The sequence below is a fragment of the Photobacterium aquimaris genome (assembly GCF_002954455.1).
GTDB classification, from domain to species: domain Bacteria; phylum Pseudomonadota; class Gammaproteobacteria; order Enterobacterales; family Vibrionaceae; genus Photobacterium; species Photobacterium aquimaris.
Genome location: NZ_MSCC01000001.1, coordinates 2,193,493 through 2,219,608, shown reverse-complemented (window position 1 = coordinate 2,219,608; position 26,116 = coordinate 2,193,493). Strand labels below are relative to the sequence as shown.

Annotated in this window: 23 protein-coding genes; 11 read left to right on the top strand and 12 right to left on the bottom strand. The window is 40.9% G+C overall.

Going from position 1 to position 26,116, the window contains the following annotated elements; all coding sequences use genetic code 11:
• The first annotated feature begins 153 nt into the window (after positions 1–153).
• Both recB and recD read left to right on the top strand, forming a co-directional pair.
• Positions 154–3,756 (top strand): exodeoxyribonuclease V subunit beta, encoded by a 3,603-nt coding sequence (gene recB, locus BTN98_RS09725; protein ID WP_082732178.1) that lies wholly within the window; start codon positions 154–156, stop codon positions 3,754–3,756.
• Positions 3,749–5,824, top strand: coding sequence for an exodeoxyribonuclease V subunit alpha (recD, locus tag BTN98_RS09720; protein ID WP_060998787.1), 2,076 nt, complete (start codon positions 3,749–3,751; stop codon positions 5,822–5,824). The genes recB and recD overlap by 8 nt, the downstream gene beginning before the upstream one ends.
• Before the next feature lie 63 nt (positions 5,825–5,887).
• Here recD and BTN98_RS09715 read toward each other — a convergent pair whose 3' ends face one another.
• The 3 genes from BTN98_RS09715 to argA form a co-directional block, all read right to left on the bottom strand.
• Positions 5,888–6,442: a disulfide bond formation protein B gene (locus BTN98_RS09715; RefSeq protein ID WP_060998786.1), complete on the bottom strand. Its 555-nt coding sequence runs from the start codon at positions 6,440–6,442 to the stop codon at positions 5,888–5,890.
• A gap of 7 nt (positions 6,443–6,449) precedes the next feature.
• Entirely contained in the window at positions 6,450–6,569 is a 120-nt protein-coding gene (locus tag BTN98_RS20835) for a DUF5993 family protein (protein ID WP_370738450.1), read from the bottom strand.
• Positions 6,570–6,812: 243 nt separating this feature from the next.
• Complete coding sequence (argA, locus tag BTN98_RS09710) at positions 6,813–8,141, bottom strand: amino-acid N-acetyltransferase (RefSeq protein ID WP_060998785.1); 1,329 nt, start codon at positions 8,139–8,141, stop codon at positions 6,813–6,815.
• A gap of 190 nt (positions 8,142–8,331) precedes the next feature.
• On the opposite strand from argA, the gene BTN98_RS09705 reads away from it, so the two are divergent.
• From BTN98_RS09705 to tcdA, 3 genes are all read left to right on the top strand, one after another.
• Positions 8,332–8,703, top strand: a complete 372-nt coding sequence (locus tag BTN98_RS09705; protein WP_162271143.1) for a DUF2850 domain-containing protein — start codon at positions 8,332–8,334, stop codon at positions 8,701–8,703.
• A 211-nt stretch (positions 8,704–8,914) separates the two neighbouring features.
• Positions 8,915–10,048: a murein transglycosylase A gene (gene mltA / locus BTN98_RS09700; protein ID WP_060998783.1), complete on the top strand. Its 1,134-nt coding sequence runs from the start codon at positions 8,915–8,917 to the stop codon at positions 10,046–10,048.
• A gap of 118 nt (positions 10,049–10,166) precedes the next feature.
• Positions 10,167–10,976 carry a tRNA cyclic N6-threonylcarbamoyladenosine(37) synthase TcdA gene (gene tcdA, locus BTN98_RS09695; protein ID WP_060998782.1) on the top strand — a complete coding sequence of 270 codons (810 nt, stop codon included), beginning with the start codon at positions 10,167–10,169 and terminating at the stop codon, positions 10,974–10,976.
• 100 nt (positions 10,977–11,076) lie between these two features.
• Here the strand turns inward: tcdA and csdE are convergent, their stop codons facing one another.
• Positions 11,077–11,514 carry a cysteine desulfurase sulfur acceptor subunit CsdE gene (gene csdE / locus BTN98_RS09690; RefSeq protein ID WP_060998781.1) on the bottom strand — a complete coding sequence of 146 codons (438 nt, stop codon included), beginning with the start codon at positions 11,512–11,514 and terminating at the stop codon, positions 11,077–11,079.
• A gap of 19 nt (positions 11,515–11,533) precedes the next feature.
• On the bottom strand, positions 11,534–12,754 hold the full coding sequence (gene csdA, locus BTN98_RS09685) for a cysteine desulfurase CsdA (RefSeq protein ID WP_060998780.1): 1,221 nt from the start codon (positions 12,752–12,754) through the stop codon (positions 11,534–11,536).
• Between the two features lie 365 nt (positions 12,755–13,119).
• On the opposite strand from csdA, the gene BTN98_RS09680 reads away from it, so the two are divergent.
• From BTN98_RS09680 to rlmM, 4 genes are read left to right on the top strand one after another with little or no spacing between them, the layout of a single operon-like run.
• Positions 13,120–14,040: a transcriptional regulator GcvA gene (locus BTN98_RS09680; RefSeq protein ID WP_060998779.1), complete on the top strand. Its 921-nt coding sequence runs from the start codon at positions 13,120–13,122 to the stop codon at positions 14,038–14,040.
• Positions 14,021–14,707: an alpha/beta family hydrolase gene (locus BTN98_RS09675; RefSeq protein ID WP_060998778.1), complete on the top strand. Its 687-nt coding sequence runs from the start codon at positions 14,021–14,023 to the stop codon at positions 14,705–14,707. Before BTN98_RS09680 ends, BTN98_RS09675 begins: the two co-directional genes overlap by 20 nt.
• A 13-nt stretch (positions 14,708–14,720) precedes the next feature.
• On the top strand, positions 14,721–15,122 hold the full coding sequence (locus BTN98_RS09670) for a DUF423 domain-containing protein (RefSeq protein ID WP_060998777.1): 402 nt from the start codon (positions 14,721–14,723) through the stop codon (positions 15,120–15,122).
• A 10-nt stretch (positions 15,123–15,132) separates the two neighbouring features.
• A complete protein-coding gene (rlmM, locus tag BTN98_RS09665) occupies positions 15,133–16,218 on the top strand; it encodes a 23S rRNA (cytidine(2498)-2'-O)-methyltransferase RlmM (RefSeq protein ID WP_060998776.1) in 1,086 nt (361 codons plus the stop codon).
• A 75-nt stretch (positions 16,219–16,293) separates the two neighbouring features.
• Here rlmM and xni read toward each other — a convergent pair whose 3' ends face one another.
• The 5 genes from xni to queF form a co-directional block, all read right to left on the bottom strand.
• Positions 16,294–17,073 carry a flap endonuclease Xni gene (gene xni / locus BTN98_RS09660; protein ID WP_060998775.1) on the bottom strand — a complete coding sequence of 260 codons (780 nt, stop codon included), beginning with the start codon at positions 17,071–17,073 and terminating at the stop codon, positions 16,294–16,296.
• Between the two features lie 77 nt (positions 17,074–17,150).
• Positions 17,151–18,524, bottom strand: a complete 1,374-nt coding sequence (gene ppnN, locus BTN98_RS09655) for a nucleotide 5'-monophosphate nucleosidase PpnN (protein ID WP_060998774.1) — start codon at positions 18,522–18,524, stop codon at positions 17,151–17,153.
• Between the two features lie 231 nt (positions 18,525–18,755).
• Positions 18,756–20,312, bottom strand: coding sequence for a sensor domain-containing diguanylate cyclase (locus BTN98_RS09650; protein WP_060998773.1), 1,557 nt, complete (start codon positions 20,310–20,312; stop codon positions 18,756–18,758).
• A gap of 131 nt (positions 20,313–20,443) precedes the next feature.
• A complete protein-coding gene (locus BTN98_RS09645; RefSeq protein ID WP_060998772.1) occupies positions 20,444–22,723 on the bottom strand; it encodes a tetratricopeptide repeat protein in 2,280 nt (759 codons plus the stop codon).
• Positions 22,724–22,844: 121 nt separating this feature from the next.
• Entirely contained in the window at positions 22,845–23,696 is an 852-nt protein-coding gene (queF, locus tag BTN98_RS09640; protein ID WP_060998771.1) for an NADPH-dependent 7-cyano-7-deazaguanine reductase QueF, read from the bottom strand.
• A gap of 86 nt (positions 23,697–23,782) precedes the next feature.
• Here queF and syd point away from each other — a divergent pair, with 86 nt between their 5' ends.
• Positions 23,783–24,337, top strand: coding sequence for a SecY-interacting protein (syd, locus tag BTN98_RS09635; protein ID WP_060998770.1), 555 nt, complete (start codon positions 23,783–23,785; stop codon positions 24,335–24,337).
• 3 nt (positions 24,338–24,340) lie between these two features.
• Positions 24,341–25,117 (top strand): Zn-ribbon-containing protein, encoded by a 777-nt coding sequence (locus BTN98_RS09630; RefSeq protein WP_060998769.1) that lies wholly within the window; start codon positions 24,341–24,343, stop codon positions 25,115–25,117.
• A gap of 40 nt (positions 25,118–25,157) precedes the next feature.
• Here BTN98_RS09630 and BTN98_RS09625 read toward each other — a convergent pair whose 3' ends face one another.
• Together BTN98_RS09625 and BTN98_RS09620 are read right to left on the bottom strand one after the other, a co-directional pair.
• Positions 25,158–25,430, bottom strand: a complete 273-nt coding sequence (locus BTN98_RS09625; RefSeq protein ID WP_060998768.1) for a hypothetical protein — start codon at positions 25,428–25,430, stop codon at positions 25,158–25,160.
• 26 nt (positions 25,431–25,456) lie between these two features.
• Positions 25,457–25,687 (bottom strand): DUF2789 family protein, encoded by a 231-nt coding sequence (locus BTN98_RS09620; protein WP_060998767.1) that lies wholly within the window; start codon positions 25,685–25,687, stop codon positions 25,457–25,459.
• Positions 25,688–26,116: the final 429 nt, after the last annotated feature.

Genomic DNA, 26,116 nt, shown 5'->3' with positions numbered 1-26,116 from the left:
GTAAGTTCTCACATTATAGGAATCCAACAGAATTTTGAGTGCCAATATTTACTTATAAGTGTTGGGTCACATAATAACGAGCCTGACGCTGAATATTGATATCGGTCAGACAAGTACTGTTGTACATAGAGCAACCATGGGATGAGTGACATAATGGCGACTGAAGTACTAACAAATATTCTGCAACCAATGACGTTTCCATTGCACGGTACACGTTTGATCGAAGCATCTGCAGGTACAGGTAAAACTTTTACCATCGCGAGTTTGTATTTACGATTATTGTTAGGCCATGGTGATGCGAGTAGTCGCCATCAACAACAGTTAACCGTTGACCAAATTTTGGTTGTAACCTTTACCGAAGCGGCGACGGCAGAATTGCGTGATCGTATTCGTGCCCGTATTCATGATGCACGATTAGCGTTTAGTCGTGGTATTAGTCACGATCCGGTGATCAAACCGCTGTTAAATGAACATCAAGATCATAAATTAGCCGCGACAATTTTATTGCAAGCCGAACGCCAAATGGATGAGGCGGCTATTTATACTATTCATGGTTTCTGTCAGCGAATGCTGACGCAAAATGCGTTTGAGTCAGGAAGCCGATTTAATAATGAATTTGTGACTGATGAAAGCCAATTAAAAAAGCTGGTGGTTGCAGATTATTGGCGCAGTAATTTTTATCGTTTATCGCCGGCGCTTGCTCATGAAGTTCGTGAAATTTGGTCATCCCCAATAAAATTATTAAAAGAAATTGGTAATAGTTTAACTGGCGCGCCAGTACGGTTATCGGTGGCTGCAATGACTGAGTCGTTAGAACAATTACATCAACAAAATATTGTTCGAATTGATGAAGTCAAAGCGTTGTGGCGTGAGCATCAACATGATCTCGAAGCCGTAATTGCAAACTCTGGGATTAATAAACGTAGTTACACTAAAAAAAGTTTACCTAATTGGATTGAACAAGTTAGTGCATGGGCAGCTCAAGCGACCGTCGGCTATGAGTTACCGGATAATTTAATTCGTTTTCATCAGCAGACCTTAATTGAAAAAACAGCCAAAGGTGATGTGCCTGAGCATGCGGTATTTAATGCGATTGCTGAATTAATCGATAATCCGGCTAATTTACGAGAACCATTATTAGCTCATGCGATAGAGCATTGTCGTCAATTATTGGCAGACGCTAAAGCGCGTAAGGGATGGCTATCATTTGATGACTTGCTGACGCAACTAGGGGCAGCGATTGATAATGATGTTGATGAACTGCTCGCGAGTAAAATTCGCGCACAATATCCAGTTGCGATGATTGATGAATTCCAAGATACCGATCCACTTCAATACGGTATTTTTAGTGATGTTTATCGCCATCATCCTGAATGTGGTTTGTTTATGATCGGTGATCCTAAACAGGCAATTTATGCTTTTCGTGGTGCTGATATTTTTACTTATATTCAAGCGCGTCGCCAAGTTACCGATCACTATACATTAGCCACCAACTGGCGCTCGACGGCTACTATGATTGCGGCGGTTAATAGTGTGTTTCAGCAGCCAGATAGTCCATTTATTTACGATCAAGATATCGAATTTTTAGCGGTTGATCATAGCCCTAAAGCGACTCAACGCAGCTGGTGGTTAGAGGGTGAAGCTCAACATGCCTTGACGTTTTGGTTACAAGACAGCCCTGATGGTAAGCCAATAACCAAAGGTAGTTACCAAGCAGCAATGGCAGCGGCAACCGCGGCACAGATTCAACATATTTTGACGCAATCACAGCAAGGCCAAGCCTATTTTTTAGATGGTGAACAGCGACATGCGATCGCTGCTGGGGATATTGCTGTATTGGTTCGTACCGGAACTGAAGGACGATTAGTGCGTGAAGCACTATCAAAACAAGGTATTGCCAGTGTCTATTTGTCTAACCGTGATAGTGTGTTTTCAACCGCAGAAGCGGCAGATATTCAGCGGTTATTGCAAGCGGTATTAACCCCGGAAGATGATCGTGTATTACGTGCAGCATTAGCGTCAGGGTTATTTGCTCGTTCTGCAATTGAACTCGATCAGCTCAATAATGACGAGAATGAATGGGAAATTGCGGTTAATAGCTTTAAGCAATACCGCCAGCAATGGCTAAAACGTGGTGTGATGCCAATGTTACGCAGTGTGATGGCGAAAAATAAAATTGCAGAGCGGTTATTAGCCGAAGATGGTGGTGAGCGTAAACTCACGGATTTATTGCATATTGGTGAGCTGCTGCAACAAGCTAGTCAAACGCTAGACAGCGATTATGCGTTATTACGCTGGTTAGCTGAGCATGTTGCTGAGCCAAATGGTAATGCTGATGATCAAGTGATGCGGCTCGAGTCAGAGCGTAATCTGGTGCAGATTGTCACTATTCATAAATCAAAAGGCTTGGAATATGATTTAGTATTTATGCCGTTTGTGTGCAGTTACCGTGAAGTTGATAGCAAAGGTGAAGTTAAATATCACGATGACGTCGATAACATTACGGTGCTGGATATTGCTAAACAAGCCTCTGCAATTGAAAAAGCCGATCAAGAACGATTAGCGGAAGATTTACGCTTGATGTATGTGGCATTAACCCGCGCAGTTTATGGTTGTTATGTTGGTATGGCACCGATTCGTAATGGCCGTAGCACCAAAGAGCCGACGGGGTTACATCGCTCTGCAATGGGGCATTTAGTACAAAATGGTGAGGCGAGTGGTGTGGCTGCGCTTGAATTAGCCTTAGCTAAACTGAGTGAAGCCCAAATTGCGATCACGGTGGCTGAACCTCCCCAACTTATTGATAGCCAATGGCAACCACAAGATGAAGTCAGTGACGCATTAGTTAAGCGCTCTTTCTCGACGTCATTAGAGCGTAATTGGTGGATGACCAGCTATTCTAACTTGGTCAAACAAGGTCATCAAACAGCTCATGACAGTAGCTTAGATTTAGCCGGATTTGATATTGATTCGGTACAAAATGCCACGTCAGAGACAGACGATGGAGAGTTGGAATTAGAACCACAATATTCTATTTATACGTTTCCTCGTGGCGCACGTCCGGGAACATTTTTGCATACTGTATTTGAAGAAATTGATTTTACTGCCGCGGTTGATAGCTCTGAAACCGTAGCCAAATTAACTGAGCTACTGCAATTAGAAAATTATGAATTAGCGTGGTTGCCGGTATTACAGCAATTAATTCGAGATGTATTAACGTGTGCGCTTGATGGTGATGCACTGCGGTTAGCCGATAAGAGCGCCTCGCAACGATTAACGGAAATGGAATTTTTATTACCGATTGAGATTTTACAAGCGGTAGCATTAAACAAAGTGATTGCCAAACATGATCCGTTGTCAGCCAAAGCGGGGGAATTAGGCTTTGCAACTGTCAGCGGCATGCTAAAAGGTTTTATTGATTTAGTGTTTGAGCATCAAGGTAAGTATTACGTTTTAGACTGGAAATCGAATTATCTCGGTGATGATCCGCAAGTGTACCGTGGTGAACAATTGAAAACGGCGATGCGTGAACACCGTTATGATTTGCAGTACCAAATTTATGCGTTGGCATTGCAGCGTTTTCTACGCAGTCGTATTCCAAATTACGATTATGAAACCCATTTTGGTGGTGTGTATTACCTATTTTTACGTGGTATTCAGGCGGGAAGTGATAGTGGTATTTTTTATGCGCGCCCAAGTGAATTATTACTCGATGAATTGGATTTAGTGATGAATGGAGTGCTACCACATGCTTAAGCGGTTACAAAAGCTCACCCAACAAGGTGGATTACGTCAGCTGGATTATCAGTTTGCTAAATTTGTGGCGTTGCATAGTCCACAACCTCAGCAGGATTTAGCGGCATTAATGGCAGCATTGGTGAGTTATGAGTTGGGTAAAGGCCATGTATGTGTGCGCTTTGATCAACTACAGACTCAGCATTTATTTGGCTTATCAAGTCGATTATCGGTGGCATTAATTGACGGCTTACCCGATCCAAGTCAATGGTCTCGGTTATTAAATCAATATGATGTGGTAGCTAATGTTCAAGCTAGCGGTATGCAAGCATGCCCATTAGTGTTTGATCATGGACGGTTGTATCTCAATCGCTATTGGCAGTTTGAACAAACAGTTGCGACACGAATTATTGATATGGCGACCAATCAAGGCCAAGTTGACATTGATAGCCAGTGGCAAGGTCAGCAATTAACCTTGATGCATCAAGCATTAAATGACTTATTTCAGCCAAGTTATGGTCATTTATATCATGCCTTGCAAGGTGTTACTGATAGGCAACAACGCCAACAAATAACGTGTGATTTTTTGGATATTGTAAAGCCACAGCAACTTGATTGGACTGCGATTGATAAATTATTACAACAAGCAACTCAAATTACCGATTTACAGCCATTAGACGCTTTGGTGCCTGTGAGTACGTGTTTAAATTGGCAAAAAGTAGCAGCGGCAATGGCGTTAACACGTCAGTTTGCTGTGATCTCGGGTGGCCCAGGTACAGGTAAAACTACCACGGTGGCTAAATTGTTGGCAGCGTTAGTGATGCAAGCGAATGGCGAGCATCAGCCTAATATTATGCTGGTGGCGCCAACCGGTAAGGCGGCGGCACGTTTAACAGAATCAATAGGTTCTGCGATTAAATCATTAGCTGTACCGCAACAAATTAAAGATTTAATTCCTACTCAATCAAGCACATTGCATCGTCTACTGGGTTCTATACCGAATCGAGTCGAGTTCCGCCATCATAAAGATAATCCACTTCACCTTGATGTGTTGGTTGTTGATGAAGCGTCAATGGTCGATTTACCGATGATGGCACGGTTATTAGATGCGATGCCGCAAGGGGCTAAATTAATTCTGTTGGGTGATAGAGATCAATTAGCTTCAGTTGAGGCGGGAGCAGTACTGGGCGATATTTGTTCTTTTGCAAGCCAAGGTTATAGTGCCGCGCAAGGGCAACTGTTAAGTCAGTTAACCGGGTTTGATTTGCACTCAAATAATATTGGTTTAAGTGTCGTGACAGACTGTTTATGCATGCTGCAAAAGAGCTACCGTTTTCACGCCTTATCAGGTATTGGTCAGTTAGCCAAAGCGATTAACCAAGGTAAACCAGCCCTGGTGAATAAAGTATGGCAACAAGGCTTTAAGGATATTCACCATTATCCGCTAAGCACTGAAAGCTATGCGTCGATGATCAATCAAGTGGTGACGTTTTATCTTGATTATCTCGATGCAATAAAGGCGGATAAAACACCGGCGGAAGTACTCAGGGCATTTGCGAATGTGCGGTTGTTATGTGCATTACGTGAGGGGGATTTTGGCGTTGTCGGCTTAAATCAACGTATCGAAAAAGAACTGACTCACCGTGGGCGAATTTCACCTAATGATGAGACATGGTATGTCGGCCGCCCAATAATGATCACTCGTAACGATCATGCGCTGGGATTATTTAATGGTGATATTGGTATGACAATGTTAGAGCCAGAAATTGATGCTGATAGTGGACGGCGACGGTTGCGAGTGTATTTTGAAATGCCAGATGGCACTATTCGCGGTATTTTACCGAGCCGTATTCCCGAGCATGAAGTGGTATATGCAATGACGATTCATAAATCTCAAGGATCGGAATTTACAGATACGGTGATGGTGTTACCCGCTGACTATACGCCGATTTTAACCCGTGAATTAATTTATACTGGTATTACCCGTGCGAAATCTCGGCTGTATTTGTATGCGCCACTGGATATTATCAGTAAGAGTGTGCAAGTGCGTACAGAGCGAGCGAGTGGCTTAGCCCAGCTGTTGGTGTGATTGTATTGTAAGTAATAGTAACTTCAATGCCAGCATTAGTGCTGGCATTGTGCTATTTAAGGATTATTTTTTAAATTGATCAAATAACCAATAGCTATGAGGATCTGCGGGGGTTACATGTGGCCCAGTCATAATAAATGTTGAGACAATATTAATGATCACTACCGCGACAGCAAGCTTGCAAACGATGTTACCTATGCTTTTCATATGGTAATTGCTGGTGGTTTTTTTGGGTTGATGCCATAAGCTCAGTAATACTGCAACGCCAATGATGGTCATTACAAAAATAACAAAAGCCCAAGTGTAATAATGCATACCAAGTAAGGGGCTACCATAACCGGGATCACCGGGTAATAAGTGAAGTGATACTTGACGTAATGCTGCTGTTGCACCAAATAAAGCGCCAAATAAAATAATCCCGTAATGAGGTTGTTGTGGGCCATAGCGGACATTGAGCATAAAGCCAAACATTACCATCATAAATCCTACCCGTTGTAATAAGCATAACGGGCAAGGTAATTCTTTAAATACCAATTGAATGATAGATCCGGTTGCCAATATGGTTGTGATGCCAAGTAAGCCTAAGATATTGAGTCGATTAATAAGTTGATTATTCATAGCGTACTTAAATTGAGATTGGCAGGGTATAGACAATGTGGTGTTTGAGCAAAATTGATCCGGCAATGAAGGTTAAAGCAAACATGGCATAACTAAGATTTTTTTTACCGTTAAGCGCTGTTAACATCGTGATAAGCATGAGACAAAAAACAAAAATACACAGCATAGGTAGCAATAAACCTTTTTTAATAACGGTACAATCCGCACAGTATACCTTAAAAGAATCTGTTGTTAATGCTTTATCTGAGAATGTTGATGTTTTGGTATAAAAACGCCAGTAATGATACTGGCGTTATTGTGATGCGGTTATTACGTTCACCGCTACCGTAAAATTGCCAAAACGGTTCATTTTGTAATTATTATTTTGATCTTAATTGGTTGGCGTTATAAGTATTTTAGATCGACGCTGGTAGTTATAGAGGTCTTTTTTTACTAAGGGTAATTGTTCGATATCACATTCATAGAACCCTTGTTCACGGAACCAATGCAGGCTGCGGGTGGTGAGAACAAAAATGTTATCAAGGTCTGACTCTCGTGCTTGCTGACATAACTTATTAAGTAATAACACGCCGCGATCTCCGTCTCTAAAATCAGGATGAATAGCCACACAAGCCATCTCCGCCATTTTCTCTTCCGGATAAGGGTAAAGCGCAGCACAGCCAATAATAAGACTATCAAGTTCAATCACGGTAAAGAGAGTGATCTCTCGTTCCAGTTGTTCACGAGAACGGCGCACTAAAATCCCTTCGGTTTCCAAAGGCTGAATCAGGTCGAGAATACCTCCAATATCATTAATATCTGCGCGACGGATCTTTTCGGCGCTCGACATAACAATTTGAGTTCCGATACCGTCTAATGAAAACAGTTCTTGAATCAATGCACCATCTTGTTTATAGCTCAGTAAGTGACTACGAGGTACACCAGCGCGACAAGCAGCAATAGCGCCACGTAGAAAACGCCCAGTACCGCTTTGTTGCTCATCGTTATCGATAAGTTGTTGCAATGTCAGTTCTGCTTCATGAGGTAATAATTCAGAGATAATATCGTTATTGTTGTCAATGACTCCTTGTTCAGAACAAAATCCAATCAGTTTATCTGCGCCTAATCGTATGGCGACTTGAGTGGCGATTTCTTCAGAAGTGAGATTAAAACATTCACCAGTCACTGAACTGGCAATAGGGCCGAGTAATACAATCGAACCTTGTTCTAGCTGGCTGGTTATCGCCGTACTATTGATACGCCGAATTTTTCCGCTGTGACAAAAATCGACACCCTCATCAATGCCTAGCGGTTGAGCAATAATAAAGTTACCGCTAATGACATTAATTTGTGAACCTGCCATTGGAGTATTATTAAGCCCCATTGAAAAGCGAGCTGTAATATCAAGTTGTAGTTGTCCTGCGGCTTGTTTGGCTATTTCTAAACTATGCTCATCGGTGATTCTTATTCCCTTATGGTAAGGGCTGGTATAGTGCTGCTGTTGTAATAAAGCGCTTATTTGTGGGCGAGCGCCATACACCATCACAATATGAATACCTAAGCTGTGTAGCAAAGCAATATCGCTGACAATGTTGGCAAAATTGGGATCTGCAATGGCTTCACCACCGACCATGATCACCATGGTTTTACCAACATGGGCATTTAAATAAGGGGCTGACTGACGAAATCCTTTTACCAACGGGGTCTTACGTGTATTCACAAGCGATATCCATATCTGTATTTATGTGTAATTTATAGCCAATAAATTAAAGCAATTGTTTGTTTTGTGCAGCATTTAAATGATCATTAAGGCTAAATCGTTAATTATCACTGTGATTAATTAAGTATTGAATATCAAAGCCGCTATATAGTTATAAATATAGCCATGTATTGATGGGATGAACCAGCAAATGAAACTGCAGCGTTTTTGGGTTGAACAGTGTCAATATGGACGTTGGATAATTATCGTTGTTATAACGGTGATTGTTTTTGGTATCGGATCGCTGCAATTGCAAACGACTATCGATCAGCATCAACAACGAATGCAACAAGTGATTGGTGAGTGGCAAGAGCAAGGCGTTGCTCCAGATAAGGTCGAAACGTTTGAGGTTCGTCAACAGGGTATTTATCGGCAAGGACGATTATTAACCTCAAATTATTCTTGGAATGGTACCCAATTACGTTACCAATTTGGCGATCAGATTTATAGTTATCGTTATCAAGATAATGCGCTTATTCGGTATCAATCGACACATTATAATGCGGTATTTGAGCGCCAATAATCTATTTGATGTTGTGATTGAACTTTACTGGCTGCAGATTAGTCTTAAATATTTTGATGGTGTGTGTTATGTCAGTTATCTGTTGATTGTTTGAAATAGTTACTTCTTTTTAGATAGTGTTTGTTAATATTGTCATCGGTTTACTACTTTGGCATAAGTAAACGAGCTGTAATTTCCATATTTTTGTAAAACTTTTATAGGCTTATCTATCGTGTTACGTAAAGCAACCGTTGCAATTATTCTTTTCAGCTTGGTGGGATGTTCATCACCTGAAGGTACGACAACAGAAAAACCAAGTTTAGCTGCAGTTGGTAATCCATTAGCACACCAATATCTAGGCCGAGATTTTAAGCATGTTTTAAATAAAGTGGCGCAGGTTGAATCAAATAAATCACATGATTACAGCACTTTTGCACCACAGGCTAAAATGGTTACTTCACGTTCACCATCAATGGCGCGTAAATTTGAACCGCTATATAACCAAGTTGAAAATTGGGCTAATCACAGTGGTGATCCAAGCACATTAGCAAAATATGGTATTCAAGCGGCACAAATGGGCGGTGCCAATGGTGAAGGCAATGTGATGTTTACTGGCTATTATTCACCAGTGATCGAGTTACGTCATAAACCAACCAATGTGTTCCGTTACCCTATCTATGCGATGCCAACCTGTAAAGGTCGTTGTCCTTCGCGTGAACAAATTTATGATGGTGCGTTAGCTGGTCAAGGTTTGGTGTTGGGTTACAGTAAATCAATGCTTGATGTGTTTATGATGGAAGTTCAAGGTAGTGGCTTTGTTCATTTTGAAGATAATAACCAGCTTCAATATTTTGGTTATGCGGGTAAAAATGGCCATCGTTATGTCAGCATTGGCCGAGTATTGATTGATCGTGGTGAAGTGCCTAAGGCGAAGATGTCACTGCAAGCCATTCAAAACTGGGTTGCTCATCACAGTGAAGCTGAAGTACGTGAGTTATTAGAGCAGAATCCTTCATTTGTATTTTTCTCACCTCGTAAAACATTAGATGTGAAAGGTAGCGCAGGTATTCCATTATTGGCAAATGCCGCTGTAGCTGCAGATCGTAAATACATTCCAATGGGCTCGGTACTATTAGCAGAAGTGCCACAACTTGACGCTAAAGGTAACTGGACCGGTAAGCATGTATTACGTTTATTGTTAGCCTTAGATACTGGCGGTGCAGTGAAAGGTAATCACCTAGATTTGTATCACGGTATGGGTAAACAAGCGGGTACTGATGCAGGTCACTACAAACATTTTGGGCGAGTATGGCGTTTAGGTCTTAAAGGCTCGGCTACTCAAGACCCGTGGTTGATGCCAAAATAAGCGTATTAACTCAGCTATTGCTGCCATGGTTATTGTGGCAGCGACTAGACAATTGCTATTAGAGTGCGTATAAAAACGCACTCTTTGTTTATCCACCTCAAGCAGTGTAGAACCCAGTATGCGTGAATTAGATACCCCAGCATCCGATAGTTATAACCAGCGTTTTGGCGGCACTCGTCGTTTATATGGCAATAGTGAAGTTGAAATTCTCCGCGCTGCGCACGTGTGTGTGATTGGTATTGGCGGCGTAGGCTCATGGGCAGCAGAAGCATTAGCCCGTTCAGGCGTGGGTGAATTGACGTTGATCGACATGGATGATGTCTGTGTAACCAATATTAATCGTCAAATTCATGCAATGACAGGCACTATCGGTCAAAGTAAAATTGAAGTGATGGCAGCACGTATTCAATTAATTAACCCTGAGTGCAAAGTTAATTTAGTTGATGATTTTATTGGCCCTGATAATCAAGCGCAGTATTTATCGACTCAGTGTGATTATGTGATTGATGCGATTGATAGCCTTAAAGCAAAAGCCTCATTACTTGCATTTTGTAAAAGTAATAAAATCAAAGTGATCACAATTGGCGGCGCTGGTGGACAAACGGATCCAACTCAGATTCAAGTTGCTGATTTAACAAAAACGATTCAAGATCCATTGGCGAGAAAATTACGTGAAACCTTACGTCGCCAGCATAATTTCACTAAAAATCCAAAGCGTAAATTTGGCATTGATTGCGTTTATTCCACGGAACATTTGAAATACCCGCAAGCCGATGGTTCAGCATGTGCGATAAAAGCTACAGCGGAAGGGCCTAAACGAATGGATTGTGCGAGTGGTTTTGGCGCAGCAACAGTTGTAACTGCAAGCTTTGGTTTTGTGGCTGTCGCTCACGTGATTAAAAAATTGATTGAAAAGTATCATCAATAAATTAATCGCATTGTACGATAAGCAATAGCAAAAAGCGGATGATTTAGCATCCGCTTTTTTGTGCTTGTTTAGTCGAGGGGGGAAGTAGTCTGTGGCTATTTTAGGCCGCAAGTTGCTTTATTTGCTCAACAATCGCTTTTAAGCCATTACCACGAGAAGGGCTTAAATGTGCCATCAGCCCTAAGCTGTCAAAATAAGCATCGATATCAAAATGGTTAATTTCAGCTGCCGTTTTGCCATGATAAGCCGTAAGCACGAGGGTGATTAAGCCGCGTACAATACGTGCATCTGAATCGGCAATAAAGTAATAACGGCCATCAATTGTTTGATGATGTAGCCAAACTTGCGATTCACAGCCACTAATTTTAAGTTGATCTTGTTTATAACTGTCATCTAGCTGTGGCAGCTTTTTACCTAACTGAATCACGTTGCGATAGCGATCTTCCCATCCTGTTGTTGCTTGCATTTGGGTGATGATATCGGCGGTGGTGATCTCAGTCCCAAAAGGGTGCAGAGGTAGCGTTATAGTGGTGGTCATCTTTTTTCCTTGGCTGCTATTACAATAAATCGCAGGCTTTATGTAGCGCTGTAATAAAACGCGCGACATCTTGTTGATCATTATAAAGTGCTAATGATACCCGTAATGTTCCTGTTAATCCTAGTGCATCCAGCATCGGATGGGCGCAATGGTGTCCTGCTCGTAATGCGATATGCTGTTGATCAAGCAAGGTCGCAATGTCTTGATGATGAACACCATCAACCACAAAAGAAAATAGGCTCGCATGCGCCTGCAAACCAATAATACGCAATCCATCAATATCTTTAATGCCATCTAAGGCTTGTTGACGTAACTCGGCAATATGTTGTTCTGCGCCTTGACGGTCGATATTCTGTAACCATTCAATCGCTGCAGCAAGGGCTAAACTGCCTGCTACATTCGGTGTTCCAGCCTCAAATTTACTTGGTAAGCCAGTATAATCTGTACCTGAAAAAGAGACTTTTTCGACCATCTTGCCGCCGCCGTGCCATGGCGGCATTGCTTCAAGCAGTGCTTGTTTGCCATAAAGAACACCAATACCTGCGGGCGCATAAATTTTATGGCCTGAAAAGACATAAAAATCGGCATCAAGCGCGTGCACATCTACCTGTTCGTGGGCAATGCCTTGAGCGCCATCAACCACGACAACCGCGCCATAGTGGTGAGCAGCAGCTATCATTGATTCAATTGGATTACGAGTGCCTGTGACATTGGTGATATGAGCAACAGCCACTATTTTGGTTTTATTTGATAATAAACGCTGATAAGCATCGATATCTAAGGTGCAATTTTGATGCATTGGAATTTTAACGACTTTAGCACCTGTTTGTTCAGCGACCATCTGCCAAGGCACAATATTGGCATGGTGTTCCATTTCACTGACTAAAATTTCATCACCTGCTTGTAAGTGGTTACGAGCATAAGTTTGTGCGATCAGGTTTAATGCTTCAGTAGCACCACGAGTCCAAATGATTTCTTTGGGGCTAGCTGCACCAATGAATTTTTGGATCGTTGTTCGAGCTTGTTCAAAAGCAAAGGTCGCGTTAGTCGTTAAACTATGACTACCTCGATGTACATTGGCATTATAGCCGCTGTAATAGTGACGTAGAGTATCGATAACAATCGCAGGCTTTTGAGCTGTTGCTGCGCTATCTAAATAAACCGCCCGTGGTGCATCATCTGAATGTTGCAGTGCAGGAAACTGGGTTTGAATTTGCTTGATATCGAATGGTATGGTCATAGCGGGTCACATTACATAAATTTGAATTATCGATGATGCTAATAAATGCCAGGAAGAGCAAGTGTTGCGATGATTTTTGAGCAATAAAAAAATAGCACTGCGTTGGGGCGCAGTGCTAACAATTACTTTGACATATAAGTCAAAATACAGGAAGTAAAGAGGTAGATAACTACCTATCCGGCAGGATCCGGACAATATGCAAACACAACATCGCAATGCTGATTGAGCGGTTAGCCAGAGGGCAAAACACAAAATGTTAATCAACATTGCGGAACGAATAATAGGGTTTATATAGCACTTAAACAATGGACAATTTATAATGTTTGAGATGAAAAAAACTAATGCATTAGAGAGCATCGAAAAGTATGTCTAGACGTTTACCTCCGCTTAACTCATTGAAGGTGTTTGAAGCTGCTGCAAGGCATTTAAGTTTTACTCGAGCAGCTGAAGAATTGTTTGTTACTCAAGCTGCAGTTAGCCATCAAATTAAAGCCTTAGAGGAATTTTTGGGGTTAAAATTATTCCGTCGCCGCAATCGTTCGTTACTATTAACAGAGGAAGGGCAAAGCTACTTTCTTGATATTAAAGATATCTTTTCATCGATTTCAGATGCGACAGATAAGGTACTAGAAAGGGGCTCAAAAGGTGCATTAACCATTAGTTTACCTCCTAGTTTTGCGATTCAGTGGTTAGTGCCAAGATTGACTGATTTTAATGAGCAACACCCTGAAATAGACGTGCGTATTAAAGCGGTTGATCTTGATGAGGGATCACTGACGGATGATGTTGATGTTGCGATTTATTATGGTCGTGGTAATTGGTCTGGTTTACGTGCTGATAAGCTATATCAAGAATTTATGATGCCAGTGTGTTCACCAATGTTATTAGTTGGCACTAAACCATTACGTACTATCGAAGATTTAAAATTACATACTCTATTGCATGATACTTCACGTAAAGAGTGGAAGAACTATGTTCGCCATTATGATGTAAAGGACGTCAATGTTAATCAAGGGCCGATCTTTAGTCATTCAACGATGGTGTTACAAGCCGCCGCTCACGGCCAAGGGATTGCATTAGGTAATAATGTTCTTGCTCAGCCTGAATTAGAGGCTGGAAGATTGGTGTGTCCGTTTGATGAAATTCTGGTAAGTAAAAATGCGTTTTATTTTGTATGTCAGGAAAAACAAGCGGATACCGGACGTATTCAAATTTTCCGTGATTGGATTTTAAATAAAGCCCGTAAAGAGCAAGAGGATATGCCTGATGTCATTGAAGAAGTGTGAGTATTTGATTGATGGCCCTGATGCTAAAGATGCGATAGCGACGTTTTTATTTGCTCATGGCGCTGGCGCTGGAATGGATCATGCATTTATGACCACGGTTGCTTGTGGTTTAGCTGCACATAATATTCAGGTGGTACGGTTTAATTTCCCGTATATGATCAAACGTGCCGAAGATGGTAAAAAACGTCCGCCAGATCGCCAACCTAAATTATTACTCGATTTTCAAACCCATATCGAACAGTTTGATAATGGCAGATTAGTCATTGGTGGTAAATCAATGGGTGGTCGAATGGCGAGTTTAATGGTGACCGATATTGCTGCCCAAACAGCGCTAGTTAATAACTGTGCAGCAAAAGTTCGTGGTGTTGCTTGCCTTGGTTTTCCTTTTCATCCGCCAGCAAAGCCTGAAAATTATCGTGGCGATCATCTAGCAACTATCAGCGTGCCAACGCTTATTTTGCAAGGTGAACGCGATACCTTTGGCGTGCGTAGTGAAGTTGAACAATGGCCATTTTCAGCTCAGGTGAGTTATCAGTTTTTAGCCGATGGTGATCACGGTTTTAAACCACGTAAAGCATCAGGGCATACTGAAGCTGAAAATATCACTATCGCTATTGAGTCATTAGCGGCCTTTATTAAAAAGTGTGTTGCTAGTGAAGTAGCATAGAGGTGTAGTCATAATGGTTGAATTAACCGCTAAACAACGTCAACAATCACGATTGATGCTGATGTTTGCCGCATGCAGTGGCGTGGTGATGGTAGCGTTAGGGGCATTTGCGGCACATGGTTTAAGCCATACATTAGCTCCTTATTTACTCGATGTGTTTAAAGTCGGGGTTCAATATCAGGCATGGCATACATTAGCATTATTAGCTTGTGGAATATTGTCACGCTTTTTGCCATCAAAAGCGTTATCATACGCGGCGCTGTTTTTTGGCCTTGGTATAATCTGTTTTAGTGGCAGTTTATATGCATTGGCTTTAACCGGCATTAAATGGTTTGGTCCTATCACTCCGATGGGCGGAATATGTTTTATTATTGGCTGGGTGATGCTTGCAATAGCCACCTGGCGTTCAGCTTGAGGGTTCCAACGTGAATCAAGTTTTATTGTACTGTCGTCCTGGCTTTGAAAAAGAATGTGCCGGAGAGGTTCAAGACAAAGCAAATACGCTGGAATTGTTTGGTTTCCCTCGGGTGAAAAACAATTCAGGCTATGTGTTATTTGAGTTCTATCAAGCAGGTGATGCTGATAAATTCATTAAATTACAGCCATTTTCACAGTTAATTTTTGCACGCCAAATGTTTGCTACATCAGCAATGTTGAGCGGTTTACCTGCAGAAGATCGTATTTCACCTATTTTAGAAACCATCGGTGAAAACTTTCCTATTTGTGGTGATTTACGCATTGAAACACCAGATACCAATGAAGCGAAAGAGCTGTTGAAGTTCTGCCGTAAATTTACGGTGCCACTACGTCTAGCAATGCGTAAGCGTAATATTTTATACGTTAAAGATAACCATAAAAAACCGGTATTACACGTGTGCTTTATTGCTCCTGGTTGTTGTTTTGTTGGTTATTCTTACCCGCAAAATAACTCACAGTTCTTTATGGGTATTCCACGTCTTAAATTCCCAGCAGATGCGCCAAGCCGTTCAACGCTGAAATTAGAAGAAGCATTTCACGTATTTATTCCTCGTGAAGAGTGGGATGAGCGTTTAGCTCCTGGTATGTGGAGTGTTGATTTAGGTGCGTGTCCTGGTGGCTGGACATATCAACTGGTGAAGCGTTCGATGTTTGTTCACGCGATTGATAATGGCACTATGGCACAAAGCTTAATGGATACCGGCCAAGTTAAATATCATGCCGTTGATGGTTTTAAATATGAACCAGCACGTAAAAATATTACTTGGATCGTATGTGACATGATTGAAAAACCAGCCCGTGTAGCGCACCTAATGGGTGAGTGGCTGATTAAAGCATGGGCTAAAGAGGCTATTTTTAACCTTAAATTGCCAATGAAAGGTCGTTATGATGAAGTACTGCAAGATATTGAAAATCTAAAAGTATTGCTAATTAAAAATGGCGTCAAGTTTAAGCTGCAAGCAAAACATTTGTACCATGACCGTGAAGAAATTACGGTGCATATTCAACGTTTGGATAATCGTTCAGCGTATTAATTCGCTGGCCGTTTAGTGGATTTCTTAACGCCACCCTTTGAGGGGGGCGTTTTTTTGGTGTAAATTGAGTCTAGATCAATCCTGATGTGACTCATGGTAACGAATATCTTGCAAATTAAAGCCCAACGTTAAATCAGTTTTTAAACTTGCGACAGCTTTGGATGCGCGAGCTGTCTCTTCATTGCCAGTGATTTTCTTTTGCCATTTAGGCGCAAGATCGGTGGCTGTAAGAATCGCTTCAAGGTTAGGGTAGAGATTTAATAACTCAACCGCAGCTTTGGGACCTATACCTGCAATACCGGGGATTTTGCTGGAGCTGATCCCTGCTAATCCCCAATAGTCAGTTAATAATTGCGGCTTAACACCATATTCTTTTTCAATAAACGGGCTATCAAGCCAGCGTTGTTGAAAGTAATCCCGAATACGTAAGGTGGGTTGCAACAACTGGCAATAGCCTTTATCGGTCGAAACGATAGTCACTTGCTCATTACGCGAGGCGACTTTTAAGGCCAAGGTTGCGACTAGATCATCGGCTTCATCACCATCAGATAATAGTGAATCAATGCCGATCGCCATAAATGCATCTTGAATCGTGTCCATGCCTGCTAATAACTCTGGCGGCATTGGTTTACGACCTTCTTTATAGAGCGGCAGTAACTCTGCTCGCCAGCCACGATCATCACTATTATGATCAAACACTGCCACAATATGGCTGGGCTGGGTGCTACTAATGATTTTCTGTAATGCCTGACAACATACTCTGGCAGTGTTGTCGACATCGGGTTGCCCCGGTTGCGCCGCATGCACGCGACGAATAAGATTTAATGCATCAATAACAACGAGGTGAATAGCCATAAATAAATTCTGTTTAGATGAATAAAAGGAGCGCTTAGGCTCCTTATTGTACGCAAAACTGTTACCAAATAACGAACTTATTTCGGTTGCTGGTGCGAGTTGACGATTTCATAACAAGGCTCGTATTTACTACCAGGTAATTTCATTCGTTGTTGGTCGACAAAGTTCTTCAATAGTTTATCCATACGCTGCATCAGTACTTTATCACCATCGATTTTAAAGCGACCATATTGCTCAATTTCATGAATACCTTCTTCTTTGACATTACCTGCGACAATACCTGAAAACGCACGGCGTAGATTAGCTGCCAGTTTTTCTTTCGGCTGATCCATGTGTAAATCTAAGCTCGCCATTGCTTTATGGGTAGGTGAGAAGGGCATTTGAAAATCTTCTGGGATCGTCAGTGACCAGTTAAAGCAATAAGCATCACCCGTTGCTAAACGGTGTTCTTTCACGCGTGCCATCGATGCTTTCATCACTTGGGCAACTTCGGCAGGATCGCCGATAATAATTTGATAATGCTGAGTTGCCGCTTCACCTAAAGTATCACGAATAAAATCATCTAAAGTGCGAAAGTAAGCTTCACTTTCTTTAGGGCCGGTGAGGATTAATGGCAGCGGTTGTTCAGCGTTATCAGGATGCATTAAGATCCCTAAAATATACAGTAGCTCTTCCGCTGTACCTGCACCACCTGGGAAAATAATGATCCCATGGCCAACTCGAACAAAAGCTTCTAGGCGTTTCTCGATATCAGGTAAAATAACTAATTCATTGACGATAGGATTAGGTGGCTCAGCGGCAATAATAGACGGCTCAGTTAAACCAATAAAGCGGCTGCCAGAATAACGTTGTTTGGCATGACCAATCGCAGCTCCCTTCATTGGGCCTTCCATTGCGCCTGGGCCGCAGCCTGTACAAATATTAAGTTCACGTAAACCTAATTCATTACCGACTTCTCGAGTATATTGATACTCAATCGGATTAATGGAGTGGCCGCCCCAACACACAATAATATTAGGATCTTCGCCTGCATGTAGCGTGCGGGCATTACGTAATAGGCTAAACACAAAGTCAGTAATATGGGGCGCACTGGCAAGATCGATATCGTTACGACGGGCAATATGCATATCAACATAAATAATGTCGCGTAATACGGAAAACATGTGTTCTTGAATACCACGAATAATACGCCCATCAACGAACGCATGCTCAGGTGGGTTCACCAGTTCGATTTTAATTCCACGCTCACGACGTAATAAGTTAATTGCAAAATCGAGATGTTTTTCAAGTAATTCTTTGGAATTATCGGTGTGGCTACCTGAATTTAAAACCGCGAGAGAGCAGTTGCGATAAAGGCGATATAAATCACTGGATGCGGTTGCTTTTAAGCTGTCGGCTTCTATTTGTGATAATAGGTTCATAGCGCCGATAGGGCTGATATGCGTTATCATAATAACCTCCCTGGTAATGATGAAACAGCATGTTCATTTATTGATTATAGGCAGAGGCGCAAGGCGTAACCACCAACGGACTGGTGTTAAAATCAAATAAAGAACAACAAGTTGACGGTAAGATAATTTGTTTCTCTGTAGTTACCATACACAGGGATTATATTTTTGACCAGTAAATGATAATAATAATATAACGTAGTCGATAAAGGGATGTGTGGTTGTTGTTGACGCTTAAATTTGGTCAATAACAATATTGCAACGAGGATGTTGAGCGTGAAGTAATGCTGTTTCAGTTCGTTCGATAACTTGTTTCGGGGTGTCATTGCTGGCAAAAAAACTGCTGCTGATAGAGACCGACATTGCCACACTTTGACCTTTGAAGTGAAGCGGTAACTGACTCACTGCCGCGCGAATATTTTTTATCGTTTGATGACGTTGTTGGTCATTACAATCGGTGATTATTAGCATAAAGGCATCATCACTAAATCGAGCAATAAAATCAGTAGGATTTAGTTGTTGGCTAATCGTTTTGGCAATAATTTTAAGTGCCTTATCACCCGCATTATGACCATAATCTTGATTAAGCTGACTAAGATCATCGATATCAATCAGCATTAACAGCAATGGGGTTTGGTAACGTAACCAGCGTTGATATTCGTGTTTAAGCCGATCATCAAACGCACTACGGTTATAGGTTAAAGTTAATTTATCTCTAAAGATATTTTGTTCTTGTTGGCTTAAACGTTGATGATAACTGTGGGTTTGTTGTTGTACCTGATGGACTTTATTATCATTGTGATTTAATTGTTCTATGAGTGCTTGTTCCCGCAGCTCTAGCTGATTATTACGTTGGGCTAGTTGTTGTAGTTCATTGGCAAGATTGACTAATAAAGGCGTTGCTGTTGGTGTTTTTTTAAGACTCAGTTGTTGATTAATCGTGGTTGCTATCGTTGCAATACTAGCATTGAAGTCACAGCGATGCTGGTGCAAAACAGCAAAAGAGCTCGCTGCTTTAGCGGTATTTTTTTGCAATGAGGCTAAATCACTATTGAGGGTATTTAAAAACTGTTGTGAGGCATGACGCTCAGCTTGAGTGCCAGCAACAATAAGGCGTAACACTTCTAATAATAATGTTTGCAACCTTGTTTGATTTACCCCTTGGGTTAATTGCTCTCGAATTACAAACAGTTGTTCACCTTGTTCATTGGTGAAGTCTATCTCGGAGATGACAAGTAACAATTCCGCTGCCAATTCAACCTCAAAGCTTGGCTGCTGGTCAGGTGATAAGGTGTTACCGTTATTGTTGGCTGCAATTAATTTGATACTGCGCTCATACAGTTCAAGTAGGCGTAATATGCGTTGATGATTGTCCAACAATGTTGCCGATGGTTGATTGAAAATACCGCGAAGATCACGCTGCAGCGATTGTGGTAAACCTTGATAATGCGAAAGGGTACGGCCGCGTAGACCAATATGATGTTGTAAACGTTTATTTTGGCGTTGAATTACATCGGCTTGTTGAATGACTAGGCGTTCAACTATCGATAATCGCGGAATAAGTCGGCTGATCTCTAGTGGTTGTTCAAGATCGAGACTGATGGCTTGTAAGCTTGCATCGAGTTCATTATCAATCCCTCGACAAGCAACGGCTAACCGAGTGATCAGCCGTTTTAAGATTACAATTTCACGTCGCGATTTCAGATTGGAATCACGATAAGAAAGTTGAGCAAGGTCTAATCGTTGTTTTAGAACGCCGACTTCGTTAACAATGGCACTAATATCTGTCATTGGTTATGCATCTGCATTTATACAGTTAAAATCCATTTAATTCATAATGTTACTGATATTTTTGGACATGCTACCAAAAATAAAACCGGATAGTTAGTGCTATTTATCAGAGTTTTGTGCTCGTTGTATATTTAGTTGATATCGTTGTTAATATTGTGATCGTAGTTCCAGATTATTTCATTATTAGTTGAACTACGCACTTTTACTAATCCTTTATCAATGCCTTCAATACAAGAACGACGAATATTATCGCCGACAAAACTCGCGGCTGGTGCAGCATCGATAGCACAAATGTGAACCCAATGACTTCCAGGTTGCTTATCGTTGAGGCTAATACCGGCATCGACAGCCATCAACAATATATCGATTAACTCTTGATCATTAATCGCAGTATAGGCACGAGGTAAAAAAGGGTACTCTGCCATACCTATTTGTAATGAATTATTGATATTGAGTGGCAAAGTATAGTTATCAATTAATAGCTGCATTGATTCTGCTAACTGCTTTGGATCACAGCTTAAACGTGCATTAGGCTCAATATACAAGAACATCGCATCAGAAAAGTGATAAATACGCGCCGGTTCTAATACTTGTTGCTGTAAATAATTACCAAACTCTTTTTCGGCGGCGAGGCCCTGTTGGTAGCCTTTTTCAAGATAAATCCGTTTTAAGAATGACACTTCAAATAACGCAAATCGTAATCTATCGCTTAAAGGTTCATTTATTATTTCACCAAGATGCCATTGCTCAAAGTTAGCACTGCTCTGTTGCAGAGAGTTTGCTAGACGTGCATTTAGCATCCTTAGGTTACGTAATCCACTACGAGGGTGAGTATAGTAATCGGTGGTGAGTTTTGTGAGTTGTTGTTTTAATTGTTTATTAATATGTTGTCGGCGCCATAATAATAATAATAAAATCACTAACACTCCAATGAGGGTTAAAGAAATTTGTTGTTGTTTATACAATGCATTTTTATTGATGAATTGCTCACGTTCCATATCTTCAAGTTTCAGTGAACGTTCCATCATTTTTTGCTGCTGTTTAAATACTTCTGTGTTACTTCTGGTCGCATTTTTTTGTTTAGAAGCATACAGTTGCTCATAGCGACGTTGACTCAGTAACGCATTGTAATAGTCATTTTGTTTTTCAAATGCTTCAGATAAAATCGATTCGCCCATTAATTGTAAATTCGTTGCGCCAATACGACTTGCTGAAATTAAACCTGCTTGCAACGAAGTTATCGCATCATCCAATTCACTTTTTTCGAGCTCTAATTGCCCTTGTAGAATTTGGCTTTCAGCAACAATTTTTTCATTACCACTTTGAAGTGCAAGGTTACGTGCCTGAACAATGTATTGTTCTGTTTTAGAGTAATTACAAAGGTGCAAATAAATCCGCGCAATATTAAGGCGTAAACTTGCAGAACGAAGATCATATTTGAGCTGGTTCTCTTGATCAAGCGCATTAAAATAATGCACCAGTGCAAGGTTATATCGCCCTTGCTGCTCATAAATAGAAGCAATAAGAGCCAAGGTTTTGGCTAATTCTTGGGTACGTTTATAACGCTCAAAAAATTCACCAGCTTGCGTGGCATGCTCAAGCGCTTTATCAAGTACATGTCGCTCTTCAAATAACTGTGCTAATTCATAGTTAGCGCGCGCAATTTGTGGTTGGTCATCATTTTCAACTGCAAGCCAATAACCGCTCAATAAGCGATCAAGTGCCATATCATAATGGTCATGACGTAAATAATGTTGGCCGAGTGTGAGTTGATAATTAATAGTTTCGTCTTTATCGTCAAATGTGACTAAATAACCTTTAGCTTTGATAAACAACTTTTCGGCTGCTGAATCTTTACCAATACTTGATTCAATCAGCGCGCGTAGCATCATTGATTTATATTTTAACTCTTGCAACTGACGACTTAAATTTATTGGCTGCGTCTGCTTCATTTCAATACTGAGGGTGTTGAGCATTTTTAGCGCAGTTGCACTATTACTTAAATTAACCCAGTAAAATTGAGCCAATAAAATACGACTTTCAAAGACACTGAACATTAAATTATTGTCAAATGCCGTTTTTTCCGCTTTTTTGATTACGGTAATGGCTTTCTCGGGCCGTTGTAATAGTGATAAAGCTTGGGCTTGAATTTGCAGCGCATTGACAGTGTTGAGTGGCGTACGGGTTGAATGATCCGCTTCACCATTAAGATGCACTCGTGATGGGTCTTGTGGCTGGCTTAGACGACGTTGTTCGAGGTAACTGTTAGTGATTGTGAGTGTTCTTTCTGGTTGATTAACCAGCAAACTCTGTGCTTCGGTGAGGATCGGCGAGCTATAAATTTTTGCTTGAAGATCAAATGAGGTTGTTAGTAATACTAACCCAGAAATTAATAGGCCACGAAAAATCATATAGTCTCAAAACAGCACAATAACACACAAGATGGTGTTGATTTTACGGGGTTAATGCATCAAGTCCAGCAAAGTAAAGATTTTTACCGGACTTAATGTTGAATTCGTCGTTAGGATCTACTTACTGACGCGCAAGACGGAAGTTATCACTTGGTGTTTTACCCATGTTGGTACGATATGGATTGATATCTAAACCACCACGACGAGTATAACGTGCATAAACAGTCAGTAATTCTGGCTGACAAAAACGCATAATATCATTAAATATACGCTCAACACATTGTTCGTGGAATTCATTGTGATTACGGAATGACACGATATAACGCAGTAATTGTTCACGGTCGATACGATTACCTTTATAAGCAATACGTACGCTACCCCAATCAGGCTGGTTGGTAATTAAGCAATTTGATTTTAATAGGTGGCTATGAACAATTTCTTCAACGATATCGTTATTATCTGCAGCGCCTTCAAGGTATTCAGGCTTGAAAGTGTAATCATTAATTTCAATATCTTGATCATCAATACATTCGCCAAAGAAATTAACGATTGGTTGATCATTAAAATCAGTCAGTGGCTGAATGGTAACGTCAACATCTTCACCAGCACAACGTGACAAATCAATTTGTAAAGTATCAGCAATCGCTTGCCAGCCATCAAAACGGGTTTGATTGAAACTGTTTAGGTACAATTTAAAAGATTTTGACTCAATAAGATTAGGGCTTGATGCTGGTAAGCGCACTTCACCAATAGCTACTTGAGGTAGGCCTTTTTTATTGAGCCAAGATAATTCGTATAATGTCCAAATATCATAGCCAGTGAATGGCAGTGCATCATCGCTGATATTAATATCTGTACGGTTTAAGCTTCTTGGTACAGGTTGCAGTAGCGATGGATCGTACTGATCTTTATACTCTGTCTTTTGGCCAAGGGTTAAACCGGCTAATTCTTTAGCGTCTTTATATTTACTCATACTGTCTATGACACTCTTGGATTAGAATAAATGTCCGTCGAAACGGTTTAAACCTAAAGTTTACTGAATCTTTTATGAGGTTGCGAATGAATCATCCTGTTACCTGCGCTTTATCTGATTTTTCTGCTCGTTATTTACAAGCATGGTGTGATGCAGATCGCGGTTTTCCTGCAAGTGAGCATTTAGTTGGGCTTATTTCACCGTGTGTGGTCAATGATAATGGTAAAAATGTAACTTGGAAACCGATTGAGCGTCAGCCAATGATTGCTCTAGATGGGGTCGAGAAAGGGATGGATTTAGCCCTCCATAGTGATATTAATGCTTTTTATGGCTCTCAATTTAGCGGCGATATGAGTGCTATGTTTGGTGAGTTATCACTCGATTTATTGCAAGCTTTTAATGATGATGATATTGAACGTTTACAACAAAATATTTTAGGTCACCTAGTGACGCAACGTCGCATGAAGTTGAAACCTACCGTATTCATCGCAGTAGTGGATGATGAATCACAAGTTATTTCTATTTGTAATTTAACCGGCCAAGTGGTGTTAGAAACCTTAGGTAAAGGCACTCGCCAAGTATTAGCTAATGATATTGTGGCCTTCTTAGCGCAATTACAACCAGTAGTGGTAGAGGGCTAAGTCGTGTTTGTTGTTGAGCTACAATTTGAATGTTTTGATAATACTACCTTGTCGCAAGTTGATAGTGCGATAAATGGCTTAATGGATGCATTGCGTTATAACGGCCAAGTTCTGGGACGAGAGTTTCCGGTGGTGATTGACGAGGGGCTATTTCGAGTTCGAGTTGTATGTCCAGAGAAAGAGAGCCTTCATCCGCGTTATAATAGTCCTCAAGTGAACTTGTGTTATGAGCAATTAACACTATCGTGCTTGTTAACCCCCAAAATAAAACTATTAGGGGTTGATCTTAACTCCGATTCTGTTGCTGAAAGTTTCTCTCCATCATGGCAAGTGCTTTATACCACCTATGTTCATAGTTGTTCACCATTGCGCAGTGGTGATACGTTACTGCCGATCCCATTGTATCAAACTGGGGCAGTCACTGACGGTGATTATAAATCGATCATTAAATGGCAGACTGAATGGCAAGCCTTTGATGAAATTCAAATGGCAATTAAAAGCCCAGCCGCGGTGAGCATGGCACTGACTGAAATTGGTGATGTAGATAGTGAACTGTTTGTGCGAGGACGTAATTTATGTCGTCATATTGAGACCACTACCGAAGTCCCGACTTATTACTATCAGTACCGTGTTGGTGGTGAAAATGAAGCAACAGAGTTAGCGCGAAAGTGCCCAAGTTGTGGTGGTGAATGGCATCAACCGGAAGCAATACATGGTTTGTTCCACTTTAAGTGCGATCGTTGCCGTATTGTATCAAATATGTCGTGGAATTTTCAGTAAACATAAAAAAGCACCTATAAAACAGGTGCTTTTTTTATCACTAGCGTTCAGCTTCTAAGCGCGCCAAACGTGTTGATAGCGCTAGCACCTGTTGCTCTAGCTGCTCTATACGTTGCTCGGCGGTCAATACGCGTTGTTGTTTTTCTATATGTGGTACCTTGGCATTTTTTTGCCATGCTTGTAGAGCTTTAATGATCACCGGAATAGGCAGTGATGTTGTTAAACGAGCTTTAATTAATGCTACTGATGGTTGTTTGTTCTCGATAACTAACTGTTTAATAGCCTGTTCTATTTCTTTGGTGATGATTGACATTGTTATTCCTAATCTAGACGTAGTCACTATTTTCTAAGTAAGGCATCTAATTGATCGATGACCTCACACCAATCCGCGTCTTGCTGTTGTGATTCAATAATAAATTGTTGTTGAGCTGGAATTAAAAAAGGTGCATCTGATAATTTTTGTTGTTGCTCTAGTTGATGAGTTTGTAAAAAATGCTCAATAGATTCTGCTGAGTTATCTAATCCTAATTGACTGAATAAATTAGCTAAGTTGTGATTGAAAGCTTCCATGTTAGCCCCTTACTTTGCACTATTTTTCTTTGACTGAGTATAGTGGATATCGATTAAAAGGGTTATTTGAGCCAAATCGCTAATCCCTTTGTAAGAGATCTCTTACAAGAGTGTAAGATATTAAGCTATTTATTAGTGAATATGACGTTTTATTTTACTGTAAATCATTGATTAAAGTAATTTTTTGTTTTTTTTGTGGCTGTGGGATGAAAAAAATGTCAGAAAGTGTTTAAATCTATATTGTGGATAATAATCAAAAGCGTAATCTTAATGGTGTCGAAAGGATACGACATAACGGAACAGGAAAATGCCACGGATACAGGCAGTCTCAGGATGAGATACTGGTAAACTAGGATGGTTTATCGGATATGGAATGTGAAGGGAATATCGTAGGACGCGATAACAAGTAAACAGGATGTTTACTGGTCA